Raw genomic sequence first — 21348 nt, forward strand, 5'->3', positions numbered from 1 at the left:
TTTTATTTTCCTATTTACGCGCGGAATAGTGGAATTAAACGGAAGTTGCATCCATGCCCTTATCAGAAATAAGGCAGAAACTGCGGTAGCGGGCAGCTTTGAAGAATACGGTCATGTGCCTGAACCGCAAATCGAAAAAGCCCCGGAAATGTCCGCCCTGCTCGAAGGCATTGCAGCCGGTAAGGCGACCACGCAGATCATCCGCGAGAACCCCAGGCTGGCATTCCGGGTGAATGACATTGATACGCTGCGGCAGACGTTTCTTTCCGAGAAATACGCCGAACAAAACCGGGCGGTAGAAGTACAGTACATCTACGGCGCGACGGGTACGGGTAAGACCCGCGGCATCTACCAAAGGCACGGCGCACACGACATTTACCGCGTAACCAACTACCAAAACGGCAAAGGCGTCTCTTTCGACGATTATCACGGGCAGGATGTGATCGCGTTTGAGGAATCCACCTCGCAGCCCAATCGAGGTAATGCTCAATTTGCTGGATGTTTATCCTCCCATACTACCCGCGCGGTACAGCGACAAGGTCGCGTGCTTTACCAAGGTGTACATCACGTCCAACCTGCCGCTGAACCGGCAATATGAGACGGTGCAGCTCTGTCACCCTGACACATGGAAAGCATTCCTGCGCCGTATTCAGAGCTTTACCGAGTATCGGGAGGAAAAGCCGCCTATTACCCGAATGGAGGTGAATTTTTGAAGATGAACAGCAATAAACGCAGTCTGCTGGAAAAAGAAACGTATCGGAACTACATGCTCCTGATGTTCCGATACGGCCTCAGGGAGATCTGGACAGACCAGCACCGGCTCAAACTGCTTGTGCTCTATCTGCTGGCCGCACTGACCTTCAGCATCGTCCGCCCTTGGGACATTGCGTACAGCGGGCCGGATATGTTCGATGCGATCAGCCGGATCGCGTTCAGCCTCTGCTTCCCGATCCTTGTGTTTGGCGGGCTGGCAGTACTCATCATATGGGCTGGGACGCCCTCCAAGGCGAAAAGTATCCAGAACAACCTGCATTGGGCTGGTCAACCACGCCGGTGAAGTACCGCTGCTGGTTGCTGTCCGTCAGGATGAAACAGATGATGCACACAGCAACATCACGGTTCTCGAATTTCTCGCCTGCGGCGTCCCCAAATCCGTATGGGAACAGAAAAGCGCGGATATCGAAACCGCGCTGAATGTCCATGTCGCATATATTCAGGAGTGCGACGGTTAGCGCCGCATCCGGCCGTTTACTGTTCCTGACAAAAGCGGCCTGCCCAAGATGCTGCGATGGAAAGACGAATATCTGCAAAGCGGTTTCCCTGCCTGCCGGCTGGTGCTCGGTAAAAGCCTGCTGGGGACAGTCTCGCTCGACCTCAACCTGATCCCGCATGTGCTGCTGGGCGGCGGGACCGGTTCGGGCAAATCCGTTCTCCTCAAGTTGATTTGGCCGCAGCTGGCGCAAACACCCAAACTGCAAGCTAATCCTCGACCGCGACGCTTTGATAGCCTATCTTGACAGTGTATCTGAAAAGCTGGAACAGCGCAAGGATCTGCTCGGGAAGGCAGGGTGTACAAATACCTATGAGTATCACCGCCGTGAGACGCTCCCGATGGACTGCATTGTATTTGCGGTAGAAGATTCTGTACAGCACGGACGCGAGCGACCGGATTCTGCGCGACGCCCACGTCCGTTTCCTCACGGGTGACGGCACAGTATTTCAATCCTACTGGTTCGACGACACAAAGGAGGTTTTCTAAAATGGATAAGAGTACATACAGCGCACTCGAGCTTGCGATCCTGCTCGGTATCAGCCGCAGCGCGGCTTACAACCTGATGCACCGCGCGGATTTCCCGTCCTTCCGCATCGGCAAACGCCTACTGGTAAAGCGGGACAAGCTGATCGAACGGCTGGACGTGCAGGACAAAACAACCCATGGCTACCCTACCTGCTCCCAGACAGTGGCTGCTGATCGAATAAACAATAAATAGGCACACTGCAAACTGAGCTGCCCGAACATGGGCAGCCCTGCTTTTATGCAGAACAAGGAATATTTCATGTTATAGACTTAAATACCTTTTGTTCCTATAACATCAACCGAAACAGCATGTGTCGAAAAGGAGACTACAGTTATAATGGCACGCAAAAAGAAAAAACGAGAAACTGGTAGCGGAACAATTTATAAGCGTCCCGACGGACGGTGGATTGCGCAATATACCTCTATGCCCGATCCTGAAACCGGCAAACTGCTCCGCCATACGATCTACGGCAGGACACAGACACAACAGGAGGTCGCGGAAAGGCTGCGCGCGGCGACTTCAAGCATCGACAACGGCACGTTTCAGGAGCCGAACAAGCTCACGGTTGCCGAATATGCGGAAGAATATATGCAGAGCCATGTTTCCACGCTCGCGCCGTTTACCCAGCGGACGTATGAAAAGAACTTGCGGATTCATATTCTTCCCGCGCTGGGTAAAAAGAAGCTGACAGACCTGACGCATCGGGAAGTGCAGCGGTTCGCCGCGTCGCTTGGCGTGAACGGCAAAGGCTTAGCGCCCAAAACCGTGCATACCGTATTCGGGACGCTTCACGCTCTGTTAGCCGCCGCCCAGCGTGACGAGATCATTATCCGCAACGTCGCCGACAAATGCACCCTGCCTCGCGTTACGCAAAGCCGGGCAAAGGCAATCACTTCCTCGGAACTGTCCCGTTTCCTGAAAGCAGTCGAGGACGACGAGTTTTACAACATCTTTTTCCTCGATATCTTTTCCGGCATGCAACAGTCTGAAATCCTCGGCCTGCGCTGGGATGATATCCTGTGGGGGAAAAACAGCATTGTCATTCGACAGCAGTTGCAGCAGAAGCACGAGCGCGGTGCATTCGACTACTATCTCACCCCGCCAAAAGAAAACAAACAGCGGTGCATTGTGCTGCCGCAAGCGCCATCCGCATTTTGCGGAAGCAGCACCGCAAGCAGCAGGCGCAAAGGCTGCTCGCTGGTGAGCTGTGGGCTAATGCCTTTGATCTGGTGTTCACCAATGGCTTCGGCCGTCCGCTCAACCATCAGACGGTATATAAGCATCTGAAAAAGGCATTGCAATCCTGCGGTATGGAAAACTATACCTTCCATTCGCTTCGTCATTCATTCGCTACAATCTCGATTGAAAATGGCGACGACATCAAAACCGTGCAGACCAACTTGGGCCATTTCGCACCGGCATTCACGCTCAAGACCTATGCCCATGTCAGCAACCAAATGCAGCAGAGCAGCGCCGCCAGAATGGAGGAACTGATCGCCAGTTTGCCGGTGGCAAAATAGCCGCAAACCCGCACTGCGTCTGGCTTTGCAGACCCCATTGCAGTCAAGATTGCAGTATAGATTCTTGAAAACACCGAAAAAGTTCTAATATTCCCACACAAAAGAAAAATCGCACTTTTCCTCCTCAGAAAAGTGCGAAATTTTGGCGGAGACGGAGAGATTTGAACTCTCGCGCCGGTTTCCCGACCTACTCCCTTAGCAGGGGAGCCCCTTCACCAGCTTGGGTACGTCTCCATGTCAAGTTTGTAGCTTCCGCCATCAGGTATTTGGCGGAGCGGGTGGGATTCGAACCCACGCGCCCTTTCGGACAAACGGTTTTCAAGACCGCCTCGTTATGACCACTTCGATACCGCTCCGTAGCTTTGCCCGATAAGCATGATTGATTATACTACATCCATCGGTAAATGTCAATGCTTTTCTCGGCAGAAGCGCAGCTTTCCCACGCTTCTGCCAAAAATCCGTCAGCCTTCCAGCCGTTCCTGCCATTCTGCGGGCTTGAAGCCGGGCAGGGCAAAATCTGCCCCGACCAACAGCGGCCGCTTGACCAGCATGCCATCGGTCGCCAGCAGGGCGAACTGCTCGTCCTCGCTCATGGACGGCAGCTTGTCTTTCAGACCCAACGCCTTATACTGCAGACCGCTTGTATTGAAAAAGCGCTTGAGCGGTAACCCGCTCATCGCGTGCCACTGGCGTAGTTCCTGCTCGGTCGGCTTTTCCTGCTTGATATCACGGAACTGATATTCCACCCCCTTTTCCTCCAGCCACTTCTGCGCTTTCTGGCAGGTGGTGCATTTCGGATAACATACAAACAGCATTCAGGCTACCTCCTTTTCCATTTCCTGATGTCCAGCGGTCAATACAGAAAGTTCCGCCAGCAGCAGCAGCGCCGCTGCCACAGACAGGCCGCCGCGCAGTACCATTTTTGCGGGCCATGCCACGCCATGCACCCCCATTAGCCAAGACAGGCCATAGCCCGCCGCATCCGATACCGCCATCGTGACCGCAATCGCGCCAAAGAACGCCAGCATGGCCGGACGCGGTTTTCCGTACAGCAGCCGCGCCAAATGGTAAAACGCCAGAACCAGCAGGATATCGCCTACCAGTCCAAAGCCGAACGACGGGAGCTTGGGGTCCACGCAGGTCATGCGGTAATTGACGAGCAAATGTAGGCAGCTCCACAACAGGGGAACCAGCGTCAGCAATGCGGAATGGGATGTCATTTCCACGCCCTGCGCTTTCGCCAGGCCAATGCTGCAGAGGCCGGCGAGCACGGTTATGCCCGCGTAGGCAAGCTCCAATGCCTGCGCCCATCCGGCCGCGTCCTCCTCCACCGTAGTCATCGTGAGATAAAGGTATCCCACGCCGCCCAAAACCAGCAGCAGGCCGGAGATGACCGCCATCATCCGGAAACCCACGCCCTGCGTACCCAGCAGCTGCTCAAACGGCGTTTTCCGCTCCGCACGAAGCGGCGCCGCCATGGCCGCATAAGCGGCCGCGCACAGCAGGAAAAAAACAGCGCAGTACCAGACCCATGCGTTGCCGGTCACCGGCAGGCCGTTCCTGCTATCAAAACCGTTCAAAAAATGGAGCGCGCGCGCCACAACGCCGGGTACGCACAACACCACCGCAAAAACGGGCAGAAATTTGGATCGCTTCATTTCATTCCCTCCAGTTTGAACTTTAATATACGCAATAAGTATACCACAATACGGCGGCGTCAGCAAGGAAAGCTGAAAAAACTCCCTTTTAGAACAAGGCTCAAACTCAACGAAATGTCTTTACGCTCTACATATCTAAAAATCTCCAGCATCTCCTCCCTTTCAACTTCTGTTTTCCGGCCTAAGTCTGTCGCGGTCAGCCCTGCGCTTGCAATATGCAGCGAGCCAACCTGTCGGCACCCCATCGCAGTGGTACTTAAACGAACAGGGACGGAAAAATGACAGACGGACCCACAAAGACGAACAGGCCCGTCTGGTTTCCGTATCCGGTCAGTAGCGTTCTGTATTAGGCAACATTTCCGCCTCCTTGCCCGAAAGCTCGGTATTCGCCGGCGTCTGCCGCCGCATGCCGATCTTGAGCAGAATCGGTGTGATCAGCGTGGTTACAATAACGACCAGAACAATCGGCGGGAACATGTTTGCGTCGATCAGGCCCGCCTGCGCGCCCTTCTGCGCCACGATCAACGCGACCTCGCCGCGTGACACCATACCCAGTCCAATTGAAATCGCGTCATAGGTTTGAAAGCCCATCATCCGCGCCCCCAGCCCGCAGCCAATGACCTTGCTCAGAATCGCGACCAGCGTCAGGACGACCGCGAATACCACCAGCCGTCCGGTCAGCCCGCCCAGCTCGGTCTTGATGCCGATGGAGGCGAAAAACAGCGGCGAGAACATCATATAGCTCAGCACATTCAGCTTACTGGCCGCGTATGCGCGCGTATTACTGATATTGCACAGAATCAATCCCGCGAAATATGCGCCTGTGATATCCGCGATGCCGAAAAAGCGCTCTGCTACAAAGCTGAGCAGGAAGCAGAACACCAGCGCATAAATAGCCAGTCGGCGGTGATGCCCCCACAGCTTATCCATTTTGATGAACGCCTTGTGCATGACAATACCGATCAGGCAGAGGAACACGAAAAACGCCGCGATCCGCACAAATACCATCATCGGCTGGACGGTCGGATCGGTAAAGCCCGTCAACACGGTCAGCACGATGATGCCGAGGATGTCATCAAGCACCGCCGCGCCCAAAATGGCCGTACCCACCTTGCTTTTGAGCTTGCCGAGCTCCCGCAGCGTCTCTACCGTGATAGAAACAGAGGTCGCTGTCAGCACGACGCCGGTGAACGCCGCTTTTATCATATTCTGGGTATCCGCCGGATCATTTTCCAGCAGCAGATAACAGGCGACGCCGCCGATAAACGGCACAATCACACCAATCAGCGCAATTACAAAGGATGCCAAGCCCGTGGATTTCAGCTCATCCAGCTCGGTGTCCAAACCAGCGCTGAACATCAGGAGGATCACCCCAATTTCCGCGGTTTTGATCAGAAAATCATTCTCCCCCACCAGTCCCAAGCAGCTTGGTCCCAGAATCACGCCCGCGACCAGTGCGCCCACCACCTGCGGCATATGGACACGCTCTGACGTCAGGCCGAAAATCTTTGTAAATAGCAGGATAATCGCAATGGTCAGGAGGAAATCATAGGACACGAGTCTCCACCCCTCTCAGTCTTAAAAAAACATCTATCTATCATTATAGCGTTTTTTTCAGTTTCATCCAGCCTACCTGTCAAAAAAAAGACAAAAAGATCAACAAAAGAGCTTCTGCATTTTTGTGCAGAAGCTCTTTTGTTCATTCTTCAATCTTGGGCGCGCGATCATGGATGTCCTTGATCTTATGCAGGCCGCTCTGGATCGTCTGATAAATACTGTCCAGATCCTCCGGCGTAACATTGCGCTCCAGAAAGAGCAGCTCTACCGCATGGGAAAACAGGACCATCGCATTAGTCGTATCGAGAAACTTCGGGAAGTTATGAGAATTCTGGGCATTGCGGAACTTCCGGATATCTTTCCGGATGAACTCCACAACCTCCTGCGCGCTGGTAAAATCGCCATGCGAGATCGGGTAGGGCGTCACGCGCTGTAGAAAATAGCGGTCGCGCTTGGTCACGTCAAACACATAGGTGACGCACAGATCCTCCGAAAGCTCAAATTTAGCAATATATAGTATCCCGTTCCTGATCTCCTTGATGGAGGATGCGCCGAGCTGACGCAGGCTGGCATTGATAATATCGCCGGAAAAGCTGCTTGTAATCATATGATCTCCCTCTTTCTCGATCTGTTTTATCTATCAATGAAAACGAACAAGCAGGAATACGGTTGAAATAACGACCGACAGCAGCATTATCGGAAAGCCCACCTTCAGGTAGCTTGCAAACGTAATCGGGTGGCCATGCTTTGCCGAAATGCCCGAAAGGACAACATTTGCCGACGCGCCAATCAGCGTGCCGTTGCCGCCGAGGCAAGCGCCCAGTGACAGCGCCCACCAGAGCGCCGTTACGTCCATTCCTTCCGCCTGCATGGAGAGGATCAGGGGGATCATCGTCGCGACAAATGGAATATTGTCCAGAAACGACGAAAACAATGCCGACCCCCATAGGATCAGGATCATCAGCAGCATAGCGTTGCCGTCAGTCACCGTGACCAAAGCGTTGCCGAGCGCCGTGATCACACCGGTCTGAACCATGCCGCCGACGACAACGAACAGCCCTGTGAAGAACAGGATCGTGGACCATTCCACGCCCAGTACAATTTCCTCAGTCTCCTGGCCACCAATCAGTAACATTATTGTAGCACTTGCCAGAGCGATAATGCAAGAGTCCACGCCCAGGGTGGAATGGAAAACAAAGCCCAACACCACCAGAATAATCATCACAATACTTTTTATCATCAGCGGTCGATCCTTGATCGACTTGTTTTCGTCCAGGCGCATGACCGCCGCCATCTTATCGGCTTCCACCACCATACGGCGCCCGTACATAAAATAGAAACAAACACAGACCGCCGCCATGATAAAGAACACCGCCACACCGGTATTCATAATAAAATCCACAAAGCTCAGCCCTGCCTGCGAGCCGATCATAATATTCGGCGGGTCGCCGATCAGGGTCGCCGTACCGCCGATATTGGATGCCAATATCTGCGTCAGCAGGAACGGCACCGGATTCAGCCCCAGGATACCCGCGATCGAAATTGTCATCGGGCCGACCAGCAGCACGGTCGTCACGTTATCCAGAAACGCGGACAGCACGGCCGTCAGTACTGCAAACAGCAGCATAATCCGCCAAGGGTTGCCTTTTGCGAGCTTTGCCGATTTAATTGCCACATATTCAAATAGGCCGGAGTTTCGCACCACCGCCACGAACAACATCATGCCGATCAGCACGCCGATGGTGTTAAAATCGATATAGCCGACCGCGTCATCCACCGTAAGTACATGTAGGCACACAAGCAGGACGCCGCCCGCCACCGCCGCCACCGTGCGGTGGATTTTTTCCGTCACGATCGCAGCCATGACCGCCAAAAAAACAACGACAGAAAGGATCTGCATAGTGTCCATTTTCTTACCCCCTTCTTATGCGTCGGTTGTCTTTCCCAGCGCACAGCTCTCAATTTTTATTACGACATATTATAGCGCCGTTTTTCTCCATTTTGCAATGTGTATTTTCTCCTGAATTACTCGGAATTCGTGTGAAAGTTTGGTCATTTAGTGACAAAGCATCCCCCCTTTCTTTACGTTTTTTTAACACATCGCCCTTTTGTCCGGTGATGCGCACACGCTTTCCGAGGCGCGGCGTACCCCCTCACCGCAGGCAAAAAAAGACCCCGCTCCGAATGGAGCGGGGTCTTACTTTCGCTTTTAAGTAAGTTAAAAAAACTTAGCCCTGCGAAATCGCGCCTACCGGGCAGGAACCTGCGCAGGAACCGCAATCGATGCAAGCGTCCGCGTTGATCTCGTACTTGCCGTCGCCTTCAGCAATAGCGCCTACCGGACACTCGCCCGCGCAAGAGCCACAGCTAATGCATGCGCCACTGATAACATATGCCATTGGTATTGCACCTCCAAAAGTATTTTACACACTTATTGTAACACAAGATAAGAAAAAATCAACAAAAACAGACGGTTAGTTATCGGTAACTTTTCACACATATATAAAATAGGTGTGATTATCCAAAAAAGTTAGAAAAAATTTGTTTTAACGAGAAATCCTGAGAAAACCCTCTGTTTTCCTATTCTGTTTCTCTGCAAAGGTCAAATTTAGTCAGAAAAAATCCTTGCTTTTTCATCAGTCATCTTCTATAATAAAATCAAAGGTCAGGAAAGGTCAAACGAAAATCCCTGGCTTAAGGAGTGACCACCATGAAAATGTCAGATATCATCGCCGACTTTATCGGAGAGATGCTATCAGAGGGCGGCGGCGTGGCGGAGGTGCAGCGCAAAAGCCTGGCGGACCGGTTTTCCTGTGTTCCCAGCCAGATTAATTATGTGATCGAAACGCGCTTCACGCCGGAACACGGCTACTTGGTCGAAAGCCAGCGCGGCGGCGGCGGCTATATCCGCATCGTCCGTCTGCTGGACGATAAGCAGCGCACGCTGCTGGAAGCCGCGCGCGGCATCGGCGGACGGCTGACGCAGAATGACGCGGCCCGCCTGACACGGGCGCTGGTTTCCGCTGAGCTGCTCACCCAGCGCGAGGGACAGCTTCTGCTCTCTGCCTGTTCGGACGGCGCGCTGGCGGAGGTCGAAAAATCCGACCGCGACCGGTTGCGCGCCGCAATCTTCCGATGCGCCGTAATGGGCGTTGCAACCATCTAAATCCTGTAAAAATTTCACGATACACCATCCTCTTTGAAAGGAGAAACGACTTATGAAATGCGAAAAATGCGGCAAGAATGAAGCGACCATGTATTATAAGGAAACTATCAACGGCGTCACGCGCGAGATGCACCTGTGTCCGGAATGCGCGCAGAAAGAAAACCTTGGCGGCACGTTTGAAAACGCGTTCCAGTCCATGAACCATTTCTGGAGCGATCCGTTCCATTCGTTCCTTGGCGGCGGCTTCGGCAGCCTGTGGAACGATATGCTCGGCACGGCGGCACCCACCTCCACCCTGCTCGGCACCGAGCGCAAATGCCCGACCTGCGGCATGACCGAAAGCGAGCTGCGGCAGACCGGCCGTGTGGGCTGTCCGGATTGCTACAGCACGTTCGCGGATATCCTGAACCCGTATGTGCGCAAGCTCCACGGCGCGGACCGCCACATTGGCACGGCGCCGGCCGCACCGGAGCAGCCGCAGGCCGATCCGGTCGAAGCCCTGCGCGCGCAGCTCAAGGCGGCGGTGGAAAGCGAGGATTATGAGCAGGCCGCGCGCCTGCGCGACGAGATCCGCAGAATGGAGGGCGAGCAGAAATGAGCCTGTTTTCATTACACGGCGGCTTCACCGGTTTGGCCGCCTCCAGCCGTGTCAGGCTGGCGCGCAACCTCAAGGGGTACCCGTTCCGGCTGACGCCGGCGCAGCACAGCGAGATCGCGGACAAGGTGTTTTCCGCGCTGCGCGGCAACCCTACCATTGGGCCGGAATTCGAAAAAAAGCAGATCATTCCCCGCTCGACCGAAGCGTCCCAGCTCGTCGAGGAGCATCTGATCTCCCCCGAGCTGGCGCGAAACGGCGGATGGCTGATCGTCTCCCGTGATGGCGGCGTGTCCATCATGGTCGGGGAGGAAGACCATCTCCGCTTGCAGGTCATCGGCACGGGCCTGTGTCCCAAGGAGTGCCTGGAAACCGCCAACCGCATCGCGGCGCTGATCGAAGCCACCCTGCCATTCGCCTATGACGAGCGGCTGGGCTACCTGACCGCCTGCCCGACCAATGTCGGCACCGGCCTGCGCGCCTCTATCATGCTGCATCTGCCCATGCTGACCGCCACCGGCGGCATCAACCAGTTGGCCGGCTATGCCGGCAGCCGCGGATGCGCGATACGCGGTGCCTACGGCGAAGGCTCCCAAGCGGTCGGCGGTTTTTATCAGATTTCCAACCAGATCACGCTGGGCGCTTCCGCAGCCGAGCTGACCGATAAACTGGTTGAGACCGCGACCGCGATCATCGACGCGGAAAAGAAGGCGCGCGAACAGGTGCGCAGCCAGAACGAAGCCGCGCTGCGGGACCGCGTCTGCCGCGCCGCCGGCACGCTGCGTTCGGCTTACCTGATCGATACAGGCGAAGCCATCCAATGTATTTCGGACGTACTGGTCGGCCTGCAGATGGGTCTGCTGTCCGGCGTGGAGCCGCAGGTACTTTACGGGCTGGAACAGCGCATCCGGCCGGCCATGCTGACCGGCGCGCCGCAGGAGCGCGACCAGAAGCGCGCCGCCCTGCTGCGCGAGACCGCGCAAAGTCTGCGCTTCGCGTGAGCTTTCCTTATTCACTTTCCATTTCCCACCCCCTGAAAGGAGTGTTGACTTATGTTTTATCAAAACCGTTTCACCGAACGTGCCCAGAAAGCCCTGACGCTGGCGCAGGAAGCCGCCGGCTCTTTCGGCCACAGTTATATCGGCTCGGAGCATCTGCTGCTCGGCCTGCTGCGTGAGGGCGGCGGCCCTGCCGCCAAAGCGCTTGCCGCGGCGGGCGTGACCGAGGATGCACTGGTGAAGCAGATCGAGGACCTGTCCGGCCGCGGCGCACCCGACAGCGCCGCGCCGCAGGGCATGACCCCGCGCACCAAGCGCATCATCGAGCTGTCGCTGCAGTCTGCGGGCCAGATGGGGACCAATTACGTCGGCACCGAACACCTGCTGCTCGGCATCCTGCGCGAAGGGCAGAACGTGGCGTTGACCGCGCTGGCCAACCTCAAGGTCACGCCGCAGACGCTGGCAGAAAAGCTGAGCGAAACGCTCGGCGGCGCACAGCAGGGCGGCTTTGCGGAAGCAGGCGCGACTGGCGGCGCTTCGGATAAGGACGCTCTTACCCAGTTCGGCCGCGACCTGACTGCCGCCGCCAGGGAGGGCAAGCTCGATCCGGTCATCGGCCGCGCCAAGGAAATCCAGCGCGTGATCCAGATCCTGTCCCGCCGCACCAAAAATAATCCGGCGTTGATTGGCGATCCGGGCGTTGGCAAGACCGCCGTTGTCGAGGGCCTCGCGCAGAAGATTGTGGCGGGCGACGTGCCGGAAACGCTCAAAAACAAGCGCGTGATCTCGCTCGACCTGACCGGCATGATCGCTGGCACCAAGTACCGCGGCGAGTTCGAGGAGCGCATCAAAAAGGTTATCGAGGAGCTGACCGCCAAGAAAGACACCATCCTGTTTGTCGATGAGATGCACATGCTGATGGGCGCGGGCGCCGCCGAGGGCGCGGCGGACGCGGCAAACATCCTCAAGCCCGCACTATCCCGGGGCGAGGTGCAGGTCATCGGCGCGACCACGCTGGATGAGTACCGTAAAAACATCGAAAAGGACGCCGCGCTCGAGCGCCGCTTCCAGCCCGTGCAGATCGACGAGCCGACGCCGGAGGACGCGGTCGAGATCCTCAAGGGCCTGCGCGACCGGTATGAAGCACACCACCGCATCAAGATACCGGACGAGGCGATCGATGCCGCGGTCAAGCTGTCCGTGCGTTATGTGACCGGCCGCTATCTGCCGGACAAGGCGATCGACGTGATCGATGAGGCATGCTCGCGTGTGCGCCTGTCCACGTTGACCGCGCCGCCCGACCTGAAAGCGCTGGAGGACGAAATCGCCGCCGTCGCCGCGAAAAAGGAGGAGGCTGTCAAGAGCCAGGACTTCGAAAACGCCGCCAAGCTGCGTGATGAAGAAAAGCAAAAGCGCGAAGCGCTCGAAGCACGCAAAAAGGAATGGTCTGAACAGCAGACCAAAACGCACGGCGCGGTCACGGCGGATGATATCGCCGCTGTGATCTCCGGCTGGACAGGTGTCCCCGTCGCCCAGCTTACGGAGGACGAGGGCCAGCGCCTGCTGCACTTGGAGGACACGCTGCACCAGCGCGTGATCGGCCAGGACGAGGCCGTTACCGCGGTCGCAAAGGCCATCCGGCGCAGCCGTGTCGGTCTGCGTGACCCCAAGCGCCCGATCGGCTCGTTCCTGTTCCTCGGCCCCACCGGCGTCGGCAAGACCGAGCTTTCCAAGGCGTTGGCCGAAGCCATGTTCGGCGACGAAAACGCCATGATCCGCATTGATATGTCCGAATATATGGAAAAGCATGCGGTTTCCCGCATGATCGGTTCGCCTCCGGGCTATGTGGGCTACGACGAGGGCGGCCAGCTCTCGGAGAAGGTGCGCCGCCACCCGTACTCGGTCGTGCTGTTCGACGAGATCGAAAAGGCACATCCGGATGTGTTCAATATTCTGCTACAGATTCTGGAGGATGGCGTATTGACGGACGGCCAGGGCCGGCACATTGACTTTAAGAATACCATCATCATCATGACGTCGAACATCGGCGCGCAGAAGATCACAGGCCATACCCGCAAGTCGCTCGGTTTTGCCGCGGACGGCGCGAGCGATGCCGAACGCACCTTCGAACAGATTAGGGAGGATGTGCTCGGTGAGCTGAAGAACGCGGTCCGGCCGGAATTCCTCAACCGTATCGACGACATCATCGTGTTCAACCGCCTGACCGAGGAGGAGATCGCTCAGATTGCGGACGGTATGCTGCGGCAGGTCGCCGAACGCATGCAGGATATGCAGATCGTCATGGACTGGACCGACGCCGCGAAAAAGCATCTTGCCAAGGCCGGCTTCGATCCGATATATGGCGCGCGGCCGCTGCGCCGCGCGGTCACAAACGAGGTGGAGGATCTCGTTGCCGAGCAGTCCCTTGAGGGCCGCATCAAGGCGGGCGACCATGTAACGCTGGACGTCGCGGATGACAGGCTGACGCTGGCGCAGCAGGCTCCTGCCGAATCAAATCCCAGCGAAAGCGCAAAGGACGCATAACCCTTGACTAAAAAATCCCGATCCATATGGATCGGGATTTTTTTGCGTAAAAACTACCCTGCGAATCGCTATTGCTGTCTCATCAGCGTTTTTCCACCAAAATAAGCACGATGTTTAATACCCCAAACACAAGCAGGCTGAGAATAACCGATACGCTCCCCATTAAACGACTCCCCCTTTATTCCTTGCTTATTATATAACATTTTGTTTTATAAATCAATATAACAATTCGTTTTGCGTACACTTGAATATAGCCATTTCTTCTAAAAGAGGAGCAACTATGTACGCACGAATCAGAAATTTACGCGAGGATGCCGACCTGCTGCAAAGGGACATTGCACAAATATTAAACTGCACACAGGTTTGCTACTCCAACTATGAGATGGGGAAACGCGATATCCCCACCGACGTTCTCATTAAGCTGGCGAATTTTTATCATACCAGCGTGGACTATCTGCTCGGAGAAACCGATGTGCGTGCGCCCTACCCCAAAAATCATAAATAAGTAGTAAAAAAGCCCCTGTCCAATGGACAGGGGCTTTCGCTTAAGCTCTGTTTTTTACTTAGCAGCTTTAGCAGCCTTGATAGCGTCGATCATCATGGGAACGACCTTGAACAGGTCGCCGCAGATGCCGTAGTCGGCAACGTCAAAGATCGGCGCGCCATCAGCCTTGTTCACCGCGATAATGCACTCGGAATCCTGCATGCCGGCCTTGTGCTGGATCGCTCCCGAAATGCCCAGCGCAATGTACAGCTTCGGATGTACCGTCTTGCCCGTCTGGCCTACCTGGTGGTCCGCCGTCAGCCAGCCCGAGTCGATCGCCGCACGGCTGCCGCCTACTACGCCGCCAAACTCCGACGCCAGCTCTTCCGCCAGCTTGATGCCCGTCTCTACATCCTTCGAGATGCCGCGGCCTACCGATACCACTACCTCTGCACCCGTCAGGTCTACCAGCTCCTTGGCTTCCTTTACGACCTCAAGCACCTTGGTCTCGATGTCCGCTTCGCTCAGGCTGATGCTCAGCTTCTCTACCACTACCGCATTCGCCTTCGCTTCGTCGTACTCGCTCTTCTTCAGCACGCCCGGGCGAACCGTCGCCATCTGCGGACGGAAACGCGGGCAGATGATCGTCGCCATCAGGTGTCCGCCGAACGCGGGACGCGTCATCTTCAGGTTGCGGTCAGAGCGGTCCAGCGCGTCGATCTGCGCCTCCGGCAGCGTCGACGCTTCCTTCAGGAACGCCGCGTACTTCTCCACATCTACGTCCAGATGCGTGCAGGCTGCGGTCAGGCCCGTGTGCAGACGCGCAGCGCAGCGCGGACCCAGGTCTCGGCCGATGTTCGTCGCCGCGATCAGCATGATCTCCGGCTTCTTCTCCATTACCGTGTCGCAGATTACTTTCGCGTATGCGTCCGTCGTGTAGGTCTCCAGCAGCGGCGAATCCGCGATGTATACCTTGTCCGCTCCGTATGCGCCAAGCTCCTTGGCCATTCCGTCTACGTCCTTGCCCAGCAGCAGGCCGCACAGCTCTACGCCCATGTCGTCCGCCAGTTTGCGCCCCTCGCTCATCAGCTCAAGCACCGTCGGCTGCAGCTTGCCCTGGCGCTGCTCCCAGAATACCCAAACCCCGCTGAAATCGGCCAGATTGGTGTTGTTAAATTCAGCCATTGTTCATTATTCCCCTTTCCTTCAGATGATGTGCTTCTTCAGAAGCTCCGCCGCGAGGGTCTCGCACGTCGCCTTGTCCGCGCCCTCAAGCATCTTGCCCTTGCCCTTCTGCGGCGGCGTAAACGACTTGAAGATGTTCGTCGGCGACCCCTTCAGACCGATCGTGGTGGGATCGATCAGCGGATCATCCTTCAGGGTGTTGTAATCATATACCGCCACCGGCTTGGCGTAGCAGTCCATGATCCCGCTCAGCGACATATAGCGCGGTGCGTTCAGCTCCTTGATGCACGTCAGCAGGCACGGCGTCTTCGCCTGGATGGTCATGTACCCGTCCTCCAGCATGCGCTTGACGGTTACCGTGTTGCCTTCCTTCTTGATGTCCGCCGCGTACGAAATCTGGGGTACGCCCAGCTTCTCCGCGATCTGCGAGCCTACCTGCGCCGTATCGCCGTCGATCGCCTGCCGTCCGCAGAATACGATATCGTCGTCCTCTAGGCCCACCTTCTTCACTGCCGCCGCGAGGATCTGCGAGGTCGCGAAGGTGTCCGATCCGCCGAACTCACGGGCCGATACCAGCACCGCCTCGTCCGCGCCGCGCGCCAGCAGCTCACGCAGCATGCCTTCCGCCGGCGGGGGACCCATCGTGATTACAACTACCTTGCAGCCCGTCTCATCCTTCAGCTTCAGCGCCGCTTCTACCGCGTTCAGGTCGTCCGGATTCGTGATCGTTTCCATCGACGCTCGGTTCAGCGTCCCGTCCGGATTCACCGCTACCTTGCCGGAGGTATCCGGAACCTGCTTTACACATACGATTGCTTTCATAGTTCTGTTCTCCTCCTTTTCTTAGCGCAGTACCTGACCAGCGATGACCATTCTCTGAACCTGAGAAGTACCCTCGTAGATCTCGGTGATCTTGGCGTCACGCATCATGCGCTCCATCGGGTACTCACGGATGTAGCCGTAACCGCCGTAAATCTGCACGCACTTGGTGGTAACGTCCATAGCGACCTCGGAAGCGTACAGCTTAGCCATAGCGGCTTCCTTGGTGAACGGCAGGCCAACATCGTGGTTGAACGCCGCGCGGCGGACGAGCAGGCGGGCAGCGTCGATCTGGGTGTACATATCGGCTACCATCCACTGCAGGCCCTGGAACTTATCCAGCGTCTTGCCGAACTGTACGCGCTCTTTCATGTACTGGATCGCCTTGTCCAGCGCGCCCTGCGCGATGCCGAGCGCCTGAGAAGCGATACCGATACGGCCGCCGTCCAGCGTCATCATCGCGATCTTGAAGCCGCCGTTTTCCTTGCCCAGCAGACGGTCCGCCGGCAGGTGTACGTCTTCAAAGATCAGCTCTGCGGTCTGCGAGCCGCGAATGCCCATCTTGTGCTCGATCTTGCCGATCGAGAAGCCCGGGTCATCTTTATCTACGATAAAGGCGGAAATGCCCTTGTTGCCCTTTGCTTTGTCGGTCATGGCGAAAACGACATAAGTATCCGCGCGGCCGCCGCCGGTGATGAACACCTTGGTACCATTGAGGATGTAGGAACCGTCTTCCTGCTTCTCAGCGATGGTCTGCTGTGCCGCGGAATCGGTACCGGCATTAGGCTCGGTCAAACCGAACGCGCCAACCTTCGCGCCTTCCTTGGGCTCGATCAGCGGGCGGAGCCATTTCTCCTTCTGCTCCGGCGTGCCGAACGCGTAAATCGGCCAGGCGCCCAGCGTGCCGTGCGCAGAAATGATCGCGCCGGTCGTACCGCAGACGCGGCTGATCTCTTCGATCGCGATCGAATAGCAAACGTAGTTGCCGCCGGAACCGCCGACTTCCTTGGGGAACTGAATGCCCATCAGGCCGTACTTCATCAGCTTCTGGACAGTCTCTTCCGGATAGCGCTCCTGCTCGTCGATCTCCGCGGCGATCGGCTCAACTTCGTTAAGCGCGAACTCGCGGCACATCTTCTGGAACAGTGCTTCTTCTTTTGTAAGCCTAAAATCCATGCCATATACCTCCCAAAAAAAATTCGCAGGTGAACAGAAAAACACAGCGCCGGACACCATAGGTATCAAGCGCCGCATCCACCGACACCCAACTTTGGAGCATGTCTACTTCTATTATACTGTTTGGCCGCAATATGTCAAGGATTTAACAGACTTTTGCCTGAGAATTTCGCCCCGCATTTTTGTGCAGATTGGATTTTTTACCCCTCGTTAATTTGCCGTTTCAGTCTCCGTTTTGTAATCATCTATCGTGCGTCTGGGCGCATATCCGGACGCATACCGGCATAAAAAGGATGGAAGACCAAAATTTTAAGGAGGAAAAGCCTATGTGTGGAATCGGAGGCTTTGTCGATTACGAACATGATACACGCGGCTATGGGCCGGTCGCGGAGCGCATGAAACGCACGCTCGCGCCGCGCGGGCCGGACGCGGAGGGGCAGTTCTGCGATCTGGACGCGATGCTCGTCCACCGCCGCCTGATCGTTATCGATCCGGACGGTGGCCAGCAGCCCATGACATCGTCCGACGGGAATACTGTCCTGATTTATAACGGAGAGTTATATAATACCGAGGATATCCGGCACGAGCTTATCCTGCGCGGCCATCGGTTTGCCGGGCATTCGGATACCGAGGTTGTGCTGCACGCCTTTCTGGAATGGGGTACGGATGCATTCCCGCGGCTCAACGGGATTTTTGCTTTCGCCATCTGGCAGAAAGCCGAGCGCCGCCTGACCCTTTGCCGCGACCGGCTGGGCGTCAAGCCCCTGTTTCTCGCGCATACGGGCGGCGGGCTGGTGTTCGGCTCGACCATCGGTACGGTGCTGTGCCATCCGGAGGTCGAACCTGTGATCGACGAGGACGGCCTGCGCTCCCTGCTGCTGCTCGGTCCGGCGCGGCCGCCCGCTTCCGGCGTGTTCCGGCAGATCGACTCCCTACTGCCCGGCCACTATGCCATCCTTACCCCCGAGCATTATACGGACGCCGCATACTGGAAGCTGGAGGCGCATGAGCATCCGGACGACTTGGAGGCCACAATCGAGCGCACGCGGGAGCTGATCTGCGACGCGGCGCAGCGCCAGCTCGTATCCGACGTGCCGCTGGCCTGCTTCCTGTCCGGCGGGCTGGATTCCTCCATCCTGTCCATGCTGGCCGCCAGGGACTACGCCGCGCGCGGCGAAACCCTGCACACCTGGTCGGTCGATTACCGCGACAACGACAAGTATTTTACAAAAAGCAGCTTCCAACCAAACAGCGACAACGCGTATATCAAAATGATGGCGGATGCGCTTCATACTGCGCACCATAACGTTGTCATTGAACCGGAGGCGCTGTGCGCCGCGCTTCTGCCCGCGACCGACGCCCGCGATCTGCCCGGCATGGCGGACGTGGATTCCTCGCTGCTGCTATTCTGTGCGGAGGTGAAAAAAGGCGGCACGACCGTATGCCTTTCCGGAGAGTGCGCCGACGAGCTGTTCGGCGGCTATCCCTGGTACCACCGCGAGGAGATCCTGTTCGAGGACACGTTCCCGTGGTCCCGATCGGTCGGGCTGCGGCTCGGCCTGCTCGCACCGGACGTGGTGCGAGATGGGGCGGCGTTCGTCCGCGAGCACTATCTTTCCACCTGCCGCCGCGCAGAAAAGCTGCCCTCGGACAGCAAAAAGGACGCGCGCATGCGCGAAATGTTCGTTCTCAATCTGGACTGGTTTATGGCGACCCTGCTGGAAGGCAGCGTTGCGGGAGGATACGGCCGGCGGTATCCGCGTTGCAGCCGCGCGAAAAGGAAAAGAGGGGCATCCGCCCCTCTTTTTTGTATTCCCGTCAAGGCCTCACCGCAGCCCCGCCGTGATGATCGCCATATAATAGACTTCCTCCGCGTTGCAGCCGCGGGACAGGTCGTTGATCGGCGCGTTTAAGCCCAGCAGGATCGGCCCATAGGCCTCAAAGCCGCCCAGGCGCTGCGCGATCTTGTAGCCGATATTGCCGGCGTTGATATCCGGAAAGATAAAGGTGTTGGCATGTCCCGCCACCGGCAGGCCCTTGCACTTGGTCTGCGCGACCTCGGGCGATACCGCCGCATCAAACTGCAGCTCTCCCTCGATCATCAGATCGGGACGCGCCTGCTTCGCCGTTTGGGCCGCGCGGCGCATCTTGTCTACATCCTCGCCTTTTCCCGACCCCTTGGTCGAATAGGACAGGAACGCCACCTGTGGGTCAATGCCGAACAGCTTCGCGCATTCGGCGGTTTCGACTGCGATCTCGGCCAGTTCATCCTCATCCGGCTTGATATTGATTGCACAGTCCCCCATCGCCAGCAGTTCCGCGCTGCTTCCGCTCCCGCGGGTCAGGATAAAGCACGAGCCGACGATCCGGTGTCCCGGCTTGGTACGGATCAGCTGCAGCGCCGGACGCACCGTATCCGCCGTGGAATAGGTCGCACCGCCGAGCAGGCAGTCTGCCACGCCGAGCTTTACCAGCATGGTGCCGAAATAATTTCCCTTTTGCAGCAGCCCGCGGCATTCCTCAGGCGACAGCTTGCCCTTCCGCAGCTCTACCATTTTATCCACCAGCTCGTCCATACGGCGGTAGTGCAGCGGATCGACGATGCGGATATCCGCAATGTCGAAGCCGCCTGCCCGCGCGGCCTGCCGCACCTCCTGTACGTCCCCGATCAGCAAGGGCTGCAGAATGTCCTCCCGCTTGAGGCGGGAGGCAGCCTCCAGGATACGCGGGTCCGCCCCCTCAGTGAACACCAGCGTGGTATAATTCTTTTTCAGTTTTTCGATCAGCTTAGTAAACATAACAGCGCCCCTGTCTCACCAATCCGCCGGAAATACTGTATAGGCAAATTTCGCATACTGCGGCGTTGTAAAGTGGATATGGCTACCGCGCGGGATATACAGCACATCCCCTGCGTCGCCGCCTACGGTGCGGCCGTCTATGCGGATCTCCAGCCGCCCCTCCAGTACAACGTCCCATTCGTCGTAAGTGAGCGTCCATTCAAAATCCGCGCCGTCGCGCAGCTCCATGATGCCGCAGCCGATGCGCGGCGCCTCCTCGAGCGTCGCCACGTCTTTCAGGCGCACGTCATCGCGCCCCTCAAACGGCTCAAGGCGCACGGTCGGCACGCGCACGCTGAGCACGCCGCTGGGATCTACCGTTTTCTCAAAGCCGCACCCGCCGCTTTCGCTCTGCGCCGGCTTTTGCCAGCTTGTCTCGGCCAGCACCTTTTCCACAAGGCTGCGAATCAGCTCCTCGTTTACTTTCATCGTCATCCTCCCCTTTCCGCTGCCAGGTCACATCAGAGCCTCAAACACCTTGGGCGATGGGCGCGGGATAATGCTTGTGCCGACCAGCAGCTCGGCCTGCTTCCTGGCGGCGGCCACTGCGGCGCGCACCGCGCCGACATCGCCGGTCAGCGTCACATAGCCCTTGCCGCCGATCGCATAGCCGATGCGCACCTCGATCAGCTGCACATCCGCCGCCTTGGCCGCGATATCCGCGCCAATGATGGCGGACGCTACCGAATAATACTCCAAAACGCCGACCGCGCCCGGCCTTTCAATCTGCGTGGTCATGCTGATGGCCTGAATCACATCCGCGTGGATGTTGGGGATGGTCAGCGTGTCCACCACGCACTCGCCGCCCCGCTTGATTCCCTCCGTCATGGAGGCTTTCACGTCCCCTGTTTCGCCCGCGATCAGGATCAGGTATTTGCCCGGACACACCGTGGAGGAGCGGAGCAGCTCCACCGTCGCCGCCTTTACCATATAGTCACAGGTTTCGATGCCCCGCGCAATGCTGTTCAGTTCCACCATGCCGATGGCCATCCTGCTGGAAATTCCCATAG

24 protein-coding genes, 2 tRNA genes and 1 pseudogene are annotated in these 21348 nt (G+C 57.2%); 12 read left to right on the forward strand and 15 right to left on the reverse strand.

Features of this window, described 5'->3' with window-relative positions; translation table 11 throughout:
* Positions 1-34: 34 nt before the first annotated feature.
* Positions 35-490 carry a hypothetical protein gene (locus DBQ51_RS06900; RefSeq protein ID WP_107631101.1) on the reverse strand — a complete coding sequence of 152 codons (456 nt, stop codon included), beginning with the start codon at positions 488-490 and terminating at the stop codon, positions 35-37.
* Between the two features lies 1 nt (position 491).
* On the opposite strand from DBQ51_RS06900, the gene DBQ51_RS06905 reads away from it, so the two are divergent.
* The 6 genes and pseudogenes from DBQ51_RS06905 (at position 492) to DBQ51_RS17120 (ending at position 3319) form a co-directional block, all read left to right on the forward strand.
* Positions 492-713 carry a hypothetical protein gene (locus DBQ51_RS06905; protein ID WP_054328327.1) on the forward strand — a complete coding sequence of 74 codons (222 nt, stop codon included), beginning with the start codon at positions 492-494 and terminating at the stop codon, positions 711-713.
* Positions 710-1057 carry a hypothetical protein gene (locus tag DBQ51_RS06910; RefSeq protein WP_107631102.1) on the forward strand — a complete coding sequence of 116 codons (348 nt, stop codon included), beginning with the start codon at positions 710-712 and terminating at the stop codon, positions 1055-1057. Before DBQ51_RS06905 ends, DBQ51_RS06910 begins: the two co-directional genes overlap by 4 nt.
* Positions 1058-1280: 223 nt before the next feature.
* On the forward strand, positions 1281-1517 hold the full coding sequence (locus DBQ51_RS16515; protein ID WP_159068090.1) for a hypothetical protein: 237 nt from the start codon (positions 1281-1283) through the stop codon (positions 1515-1517).
* 243 nt (positions 1518-1760) lie between these two features.
* Complete coding sequence (locus DBQ51_RS06915) at positions 1761-1991, forward strand: helix-turn-helix domain-containing protein (RefSeq protein WP_107631103.1); 231 nt, start codon at positions 1761-1763, stop codon at positions 1989-1991.
* A 231-nt stretch (positions 1992-2222) separates the two neighbouring features.
* Positions 2223-2627, forward strand: a pseudogene (locus tag DBQ51_RS17560) (N-terminal phage integrase SAM-like domain-containing protein); the annotation flags it as partial.
* Positions 2628-2920: 293 nt separating this feature from the next.
* Positions 2921-3319 carry a tyrosine-type recombinase/integrase gene (locus DBQ51_RS17120; protein WP_407923233.1) on the forward strand — a complete coding sequence of 133 codons (399 nt, stop codon included), beginning with the start codon at positions 2921-2923 and terminating at the stop codon, positions 3317-3319.
* Positions 3320-3462: 143 nt separating this feature from the next.
* Here DBQ51_RS17120 and DBQ51_RS06930 read toward each other — a convergent pair.
* The 8 genes from DBQ51_RS06930 to DBQ51_RS06965 form a co-directional block, all read right to left on the reverse strand.
* A tRNA-Ser gene (locus tag DBQ51_RS06930) sits at positions 3463-3553 on the reverse strand.
* A 33-nt stretch (positions 3554-3586) separates the two neighbouring features.
* Positions 3587-3675, reverse strand: a tRNA-Ser gene (locus tag DBQ51_RS06935).
* Between the two features lie 105 nt (positions 3676-3780).
* Complete coding sequence (locus DBQ51_RS06940) at positions 3781-4134, reverse strand: arsenate reductase family protein (protein ID WP_054328331.1); 354 nt, start codon at positions 4132-4134, stop codon at positions 3781-3783.
* Positions 4135-4977 (reverse strand): hypothetical protein, encoded by an 843-nt coding sequence (locus DBQ51_RS06945; RefSeq protein WP_107631105.1) that lies wholly within the window; start codon positions 4975-4977, stop codon positions 4135-4137.
* Positions 4978-5307: 330 nt separating this feature from the next.
* A complete protein-coding gene (locus tag DBQ51_RS06950) occupies positions 5308-6534 on the reverse strand; it encodes a cation:proton antiporter (protein WP_054328333.1) in 1227 nt (408 codons plus the stop codon).
* A 142-nt stretch (positions 6535-6676) separates the two neighbouring features.
* Positions 6677-7141 carry a hypothetical protein gene (locus DBQ51_RS06955; protein ID WP_054328334.1) on the reverse strand — a complete coding sequence of 155 codons (465 nt, stop codon included), beginning with the start codon at positions 7139-7141 and terminating at the stop codon, positions 6677-6679.
* 33 nt (positions 7142-7174) lie between these two features.
* Positions 7175-8443: an ArsB/NhaD family transporter gene (locus DBQ51_RS06960; protein WP_054328335.1), complete on the reverse strand. Its 1269-nt coding sequence runs from the start codon at positions 8441-8443 to the stop codon at positions 7175-7177.
* A 319-nt stretch (positions 8444-8762) separates the two neighbouring features.
* On the reverse strand, positions 8763-8933 hold the full coding sequence (locus DBQ51_RS06965; RefSeq protein ID WP_054328336.1) for a DUF362 domain-containing protein: 171 nt from the start codon (positions 8931-8933) through the stop codon (positions 8763-8765).
* A gap of 311 nt (positions 8934-9244) precedes the next feature.
* Between DBQ51_RS06965 and DBQ51_RS06970 the strand changes: the two genes are divergently transcribed.
* The 5 genes from DBQ51_RS06970 to DBQ51_RS06990 all read left to right on the forward strand — a co-directional run bounded on the left by DBQ51_RS06970 (position 9245) and on the right by DBQ51_RS06990 (position 14342).
* A complete protein-coding gene (locus DBQ51_RS06970) occupies positions 9245-9700 on the forward strand; it encodes a CtsR family transcriptional regulator (protein ID WP_054328337.1) in 456 nt (151 codons plus the stop codon).
* A 52-nt stretch (positions 9701-9752) separates the two neighbouring features.
* Positions 9753-10298, forward strand: a complete 546-nt coding sequence (locus DBQ51_RS06975; protein ID WP_054328338.1) for a UvrB/UvrC motif-containing protein — start codon at positions 9753-9755, stop codon at positions 10296-10298.
* Entirely contained in the window at positions 10295-11296 is a 1002-nt protein-coding gene (locus DBQ51_RS06980) for an ATP--guanido phosphotransferase (RefSeq protein ID WP_107631106.1), read from the forward strand. The genes DBQ51_RS06975 and DBQ51_RS06980 overlap by 4 nt, the downstream gene beginning before the upstream one ends.
* A 51-nt stretch (positions 11297-11347) precedes the next feature.
* Positions 11348-13837 carry an ATP-dependent Clp protease ATP-binding subunit gene (locus DBQ51_RS06985; RefSeq protein WP_107631107.1) on the forward strand — a complete coding sequence of 830 codons (2490 nt, stop codon included), beginning with the start codon at positions 11348-11350 and terminating at the stop codon, positions 13835-13837.
* 280 nt (positions 13838-14117) lie between these two features.
* Positions 14118-14342, forward strand: coding sequence for a helix-turn-helix domain-containing protein (locus DBQ51_RS06990; protein WP_054328342.1), 225 nt, complete (start codon positions 14118-14120; stop codon positions 14340-14342).
* A gap of 54 nt (positions 14343-14396) precedes the next feature.
* Here the strand turns inward: DBQ51_RS06990 and acrA are convergent, their stop codons facing one another.
* From acrA to DBQ51_RS07005, 3 genes are read right to left on the reverse strand one after another with little or no spacing between them, the layout of a single operon-like run.
* A complete protein-coding gene (acrA, locus tag DBQ51_RS06995; RefSeq protein WP_107631108.1) occupies positions 14397-15506 on the reverse strand; it encodes an acryloyl-CoA reductase electron transfer subunit beta in 1110 nt (369 codons plus the stop codon).
* 21 nt (positions 15507-15527) lie between these two features.
* Positions 15528-16328: an acryloyl-CoA reductase electron transfer subunit gamma gene (gene acrB, locus DBQ51_RS07000; protein ID WP_054328585.1), complete on the reverse strand. Its 801-nt coding sequence runs from the start codon at positions 16326-16328 to the stop codon at positions 15528-15530.
* A gap of 21 nt (positions 16329-16349) precedes the next feature.
* Positions 16350-17501: an acyl-CoA dehydrogenase gene (locus tag DBQ51_RS07005; protein ID WP_054327986.1), complete on the reverse strand. Its 1152-nt coding sequence runs from the start codon at positions 17499-17501 to the stop codon at positions 16350-16352.
* A gap of 326 nt (positions 17502-17827) precedes the next feature.
* Here DBQ51_RS07005 and asnB point away from each other — a divergent pair, with 326 nt between their 5' ends.
* A complete protein-coding gene (gene asnB / locus DBQ51_RS07010) occupies positions 17828-19414 on the forward strand; it encodes an asparagine synthase (glutamine-hydrolyzing) (protein ID WP_107631109.1) in 1587 nt (528 codons plus the stop codon).
* Here the strand turns inward: asnB and pta are convergent.
* From pta to DBQ51_RS07025, 3 genes are read right to left on the reverse strand one after another with little or no spacing between them, the layout of a single operon-like run.
* Complete coding sequence (pta, locus tag DBQ51_RS07015) at positions 19328-20299, reverse strand: phosphate acetyltransferase (protein ID WP_054327927.1); 972 nt, start codon at positions 20297-20299, stop codon at positions 19328-19330. The two genes, asnB and pta, sit on opposite strands and share 87 nt — an antisense overlap.
* Positions 20300-20314: 15 nt before the next feature.
* The gene (locus tag DBQ51_RS07020; protein ID WP_054327928.1) at positions 20315-20767 is read right to left on the reverse strand and encodes a cupin domain-containing protein; all 453 of its coding nucleotides are present in this window, start codon (positions 20765-20767) and stop codon (positions 20315-20317) included.
* A gap of 27 nt (positions 20768-20794) precedes the next feature.
* The gene (locus tag DBQ51_RS07025) at positions 20795-21346 is read right to left on the reverse strand and encodes a BMC domain-containing protein (protein ID WP_107631110.1); all 552 of its coding nucleotides are present in this window, start codon (positions 21344-21346) and stop codon (positions 20795-20797) included.
* Positions 21347-21348 lie beyond the last annotated feature (2 nt).

Source organism: Agathobaculum massiliense (assembly GCF_900291975.1).
GTDB classification, from domain to species: domain Bacteria; phylum Bacillota; class Clostridia; order Oscillospirales; family Butyricicoccaceae; genus Agathobaculum; species Agathobaculum ammoniilyticum.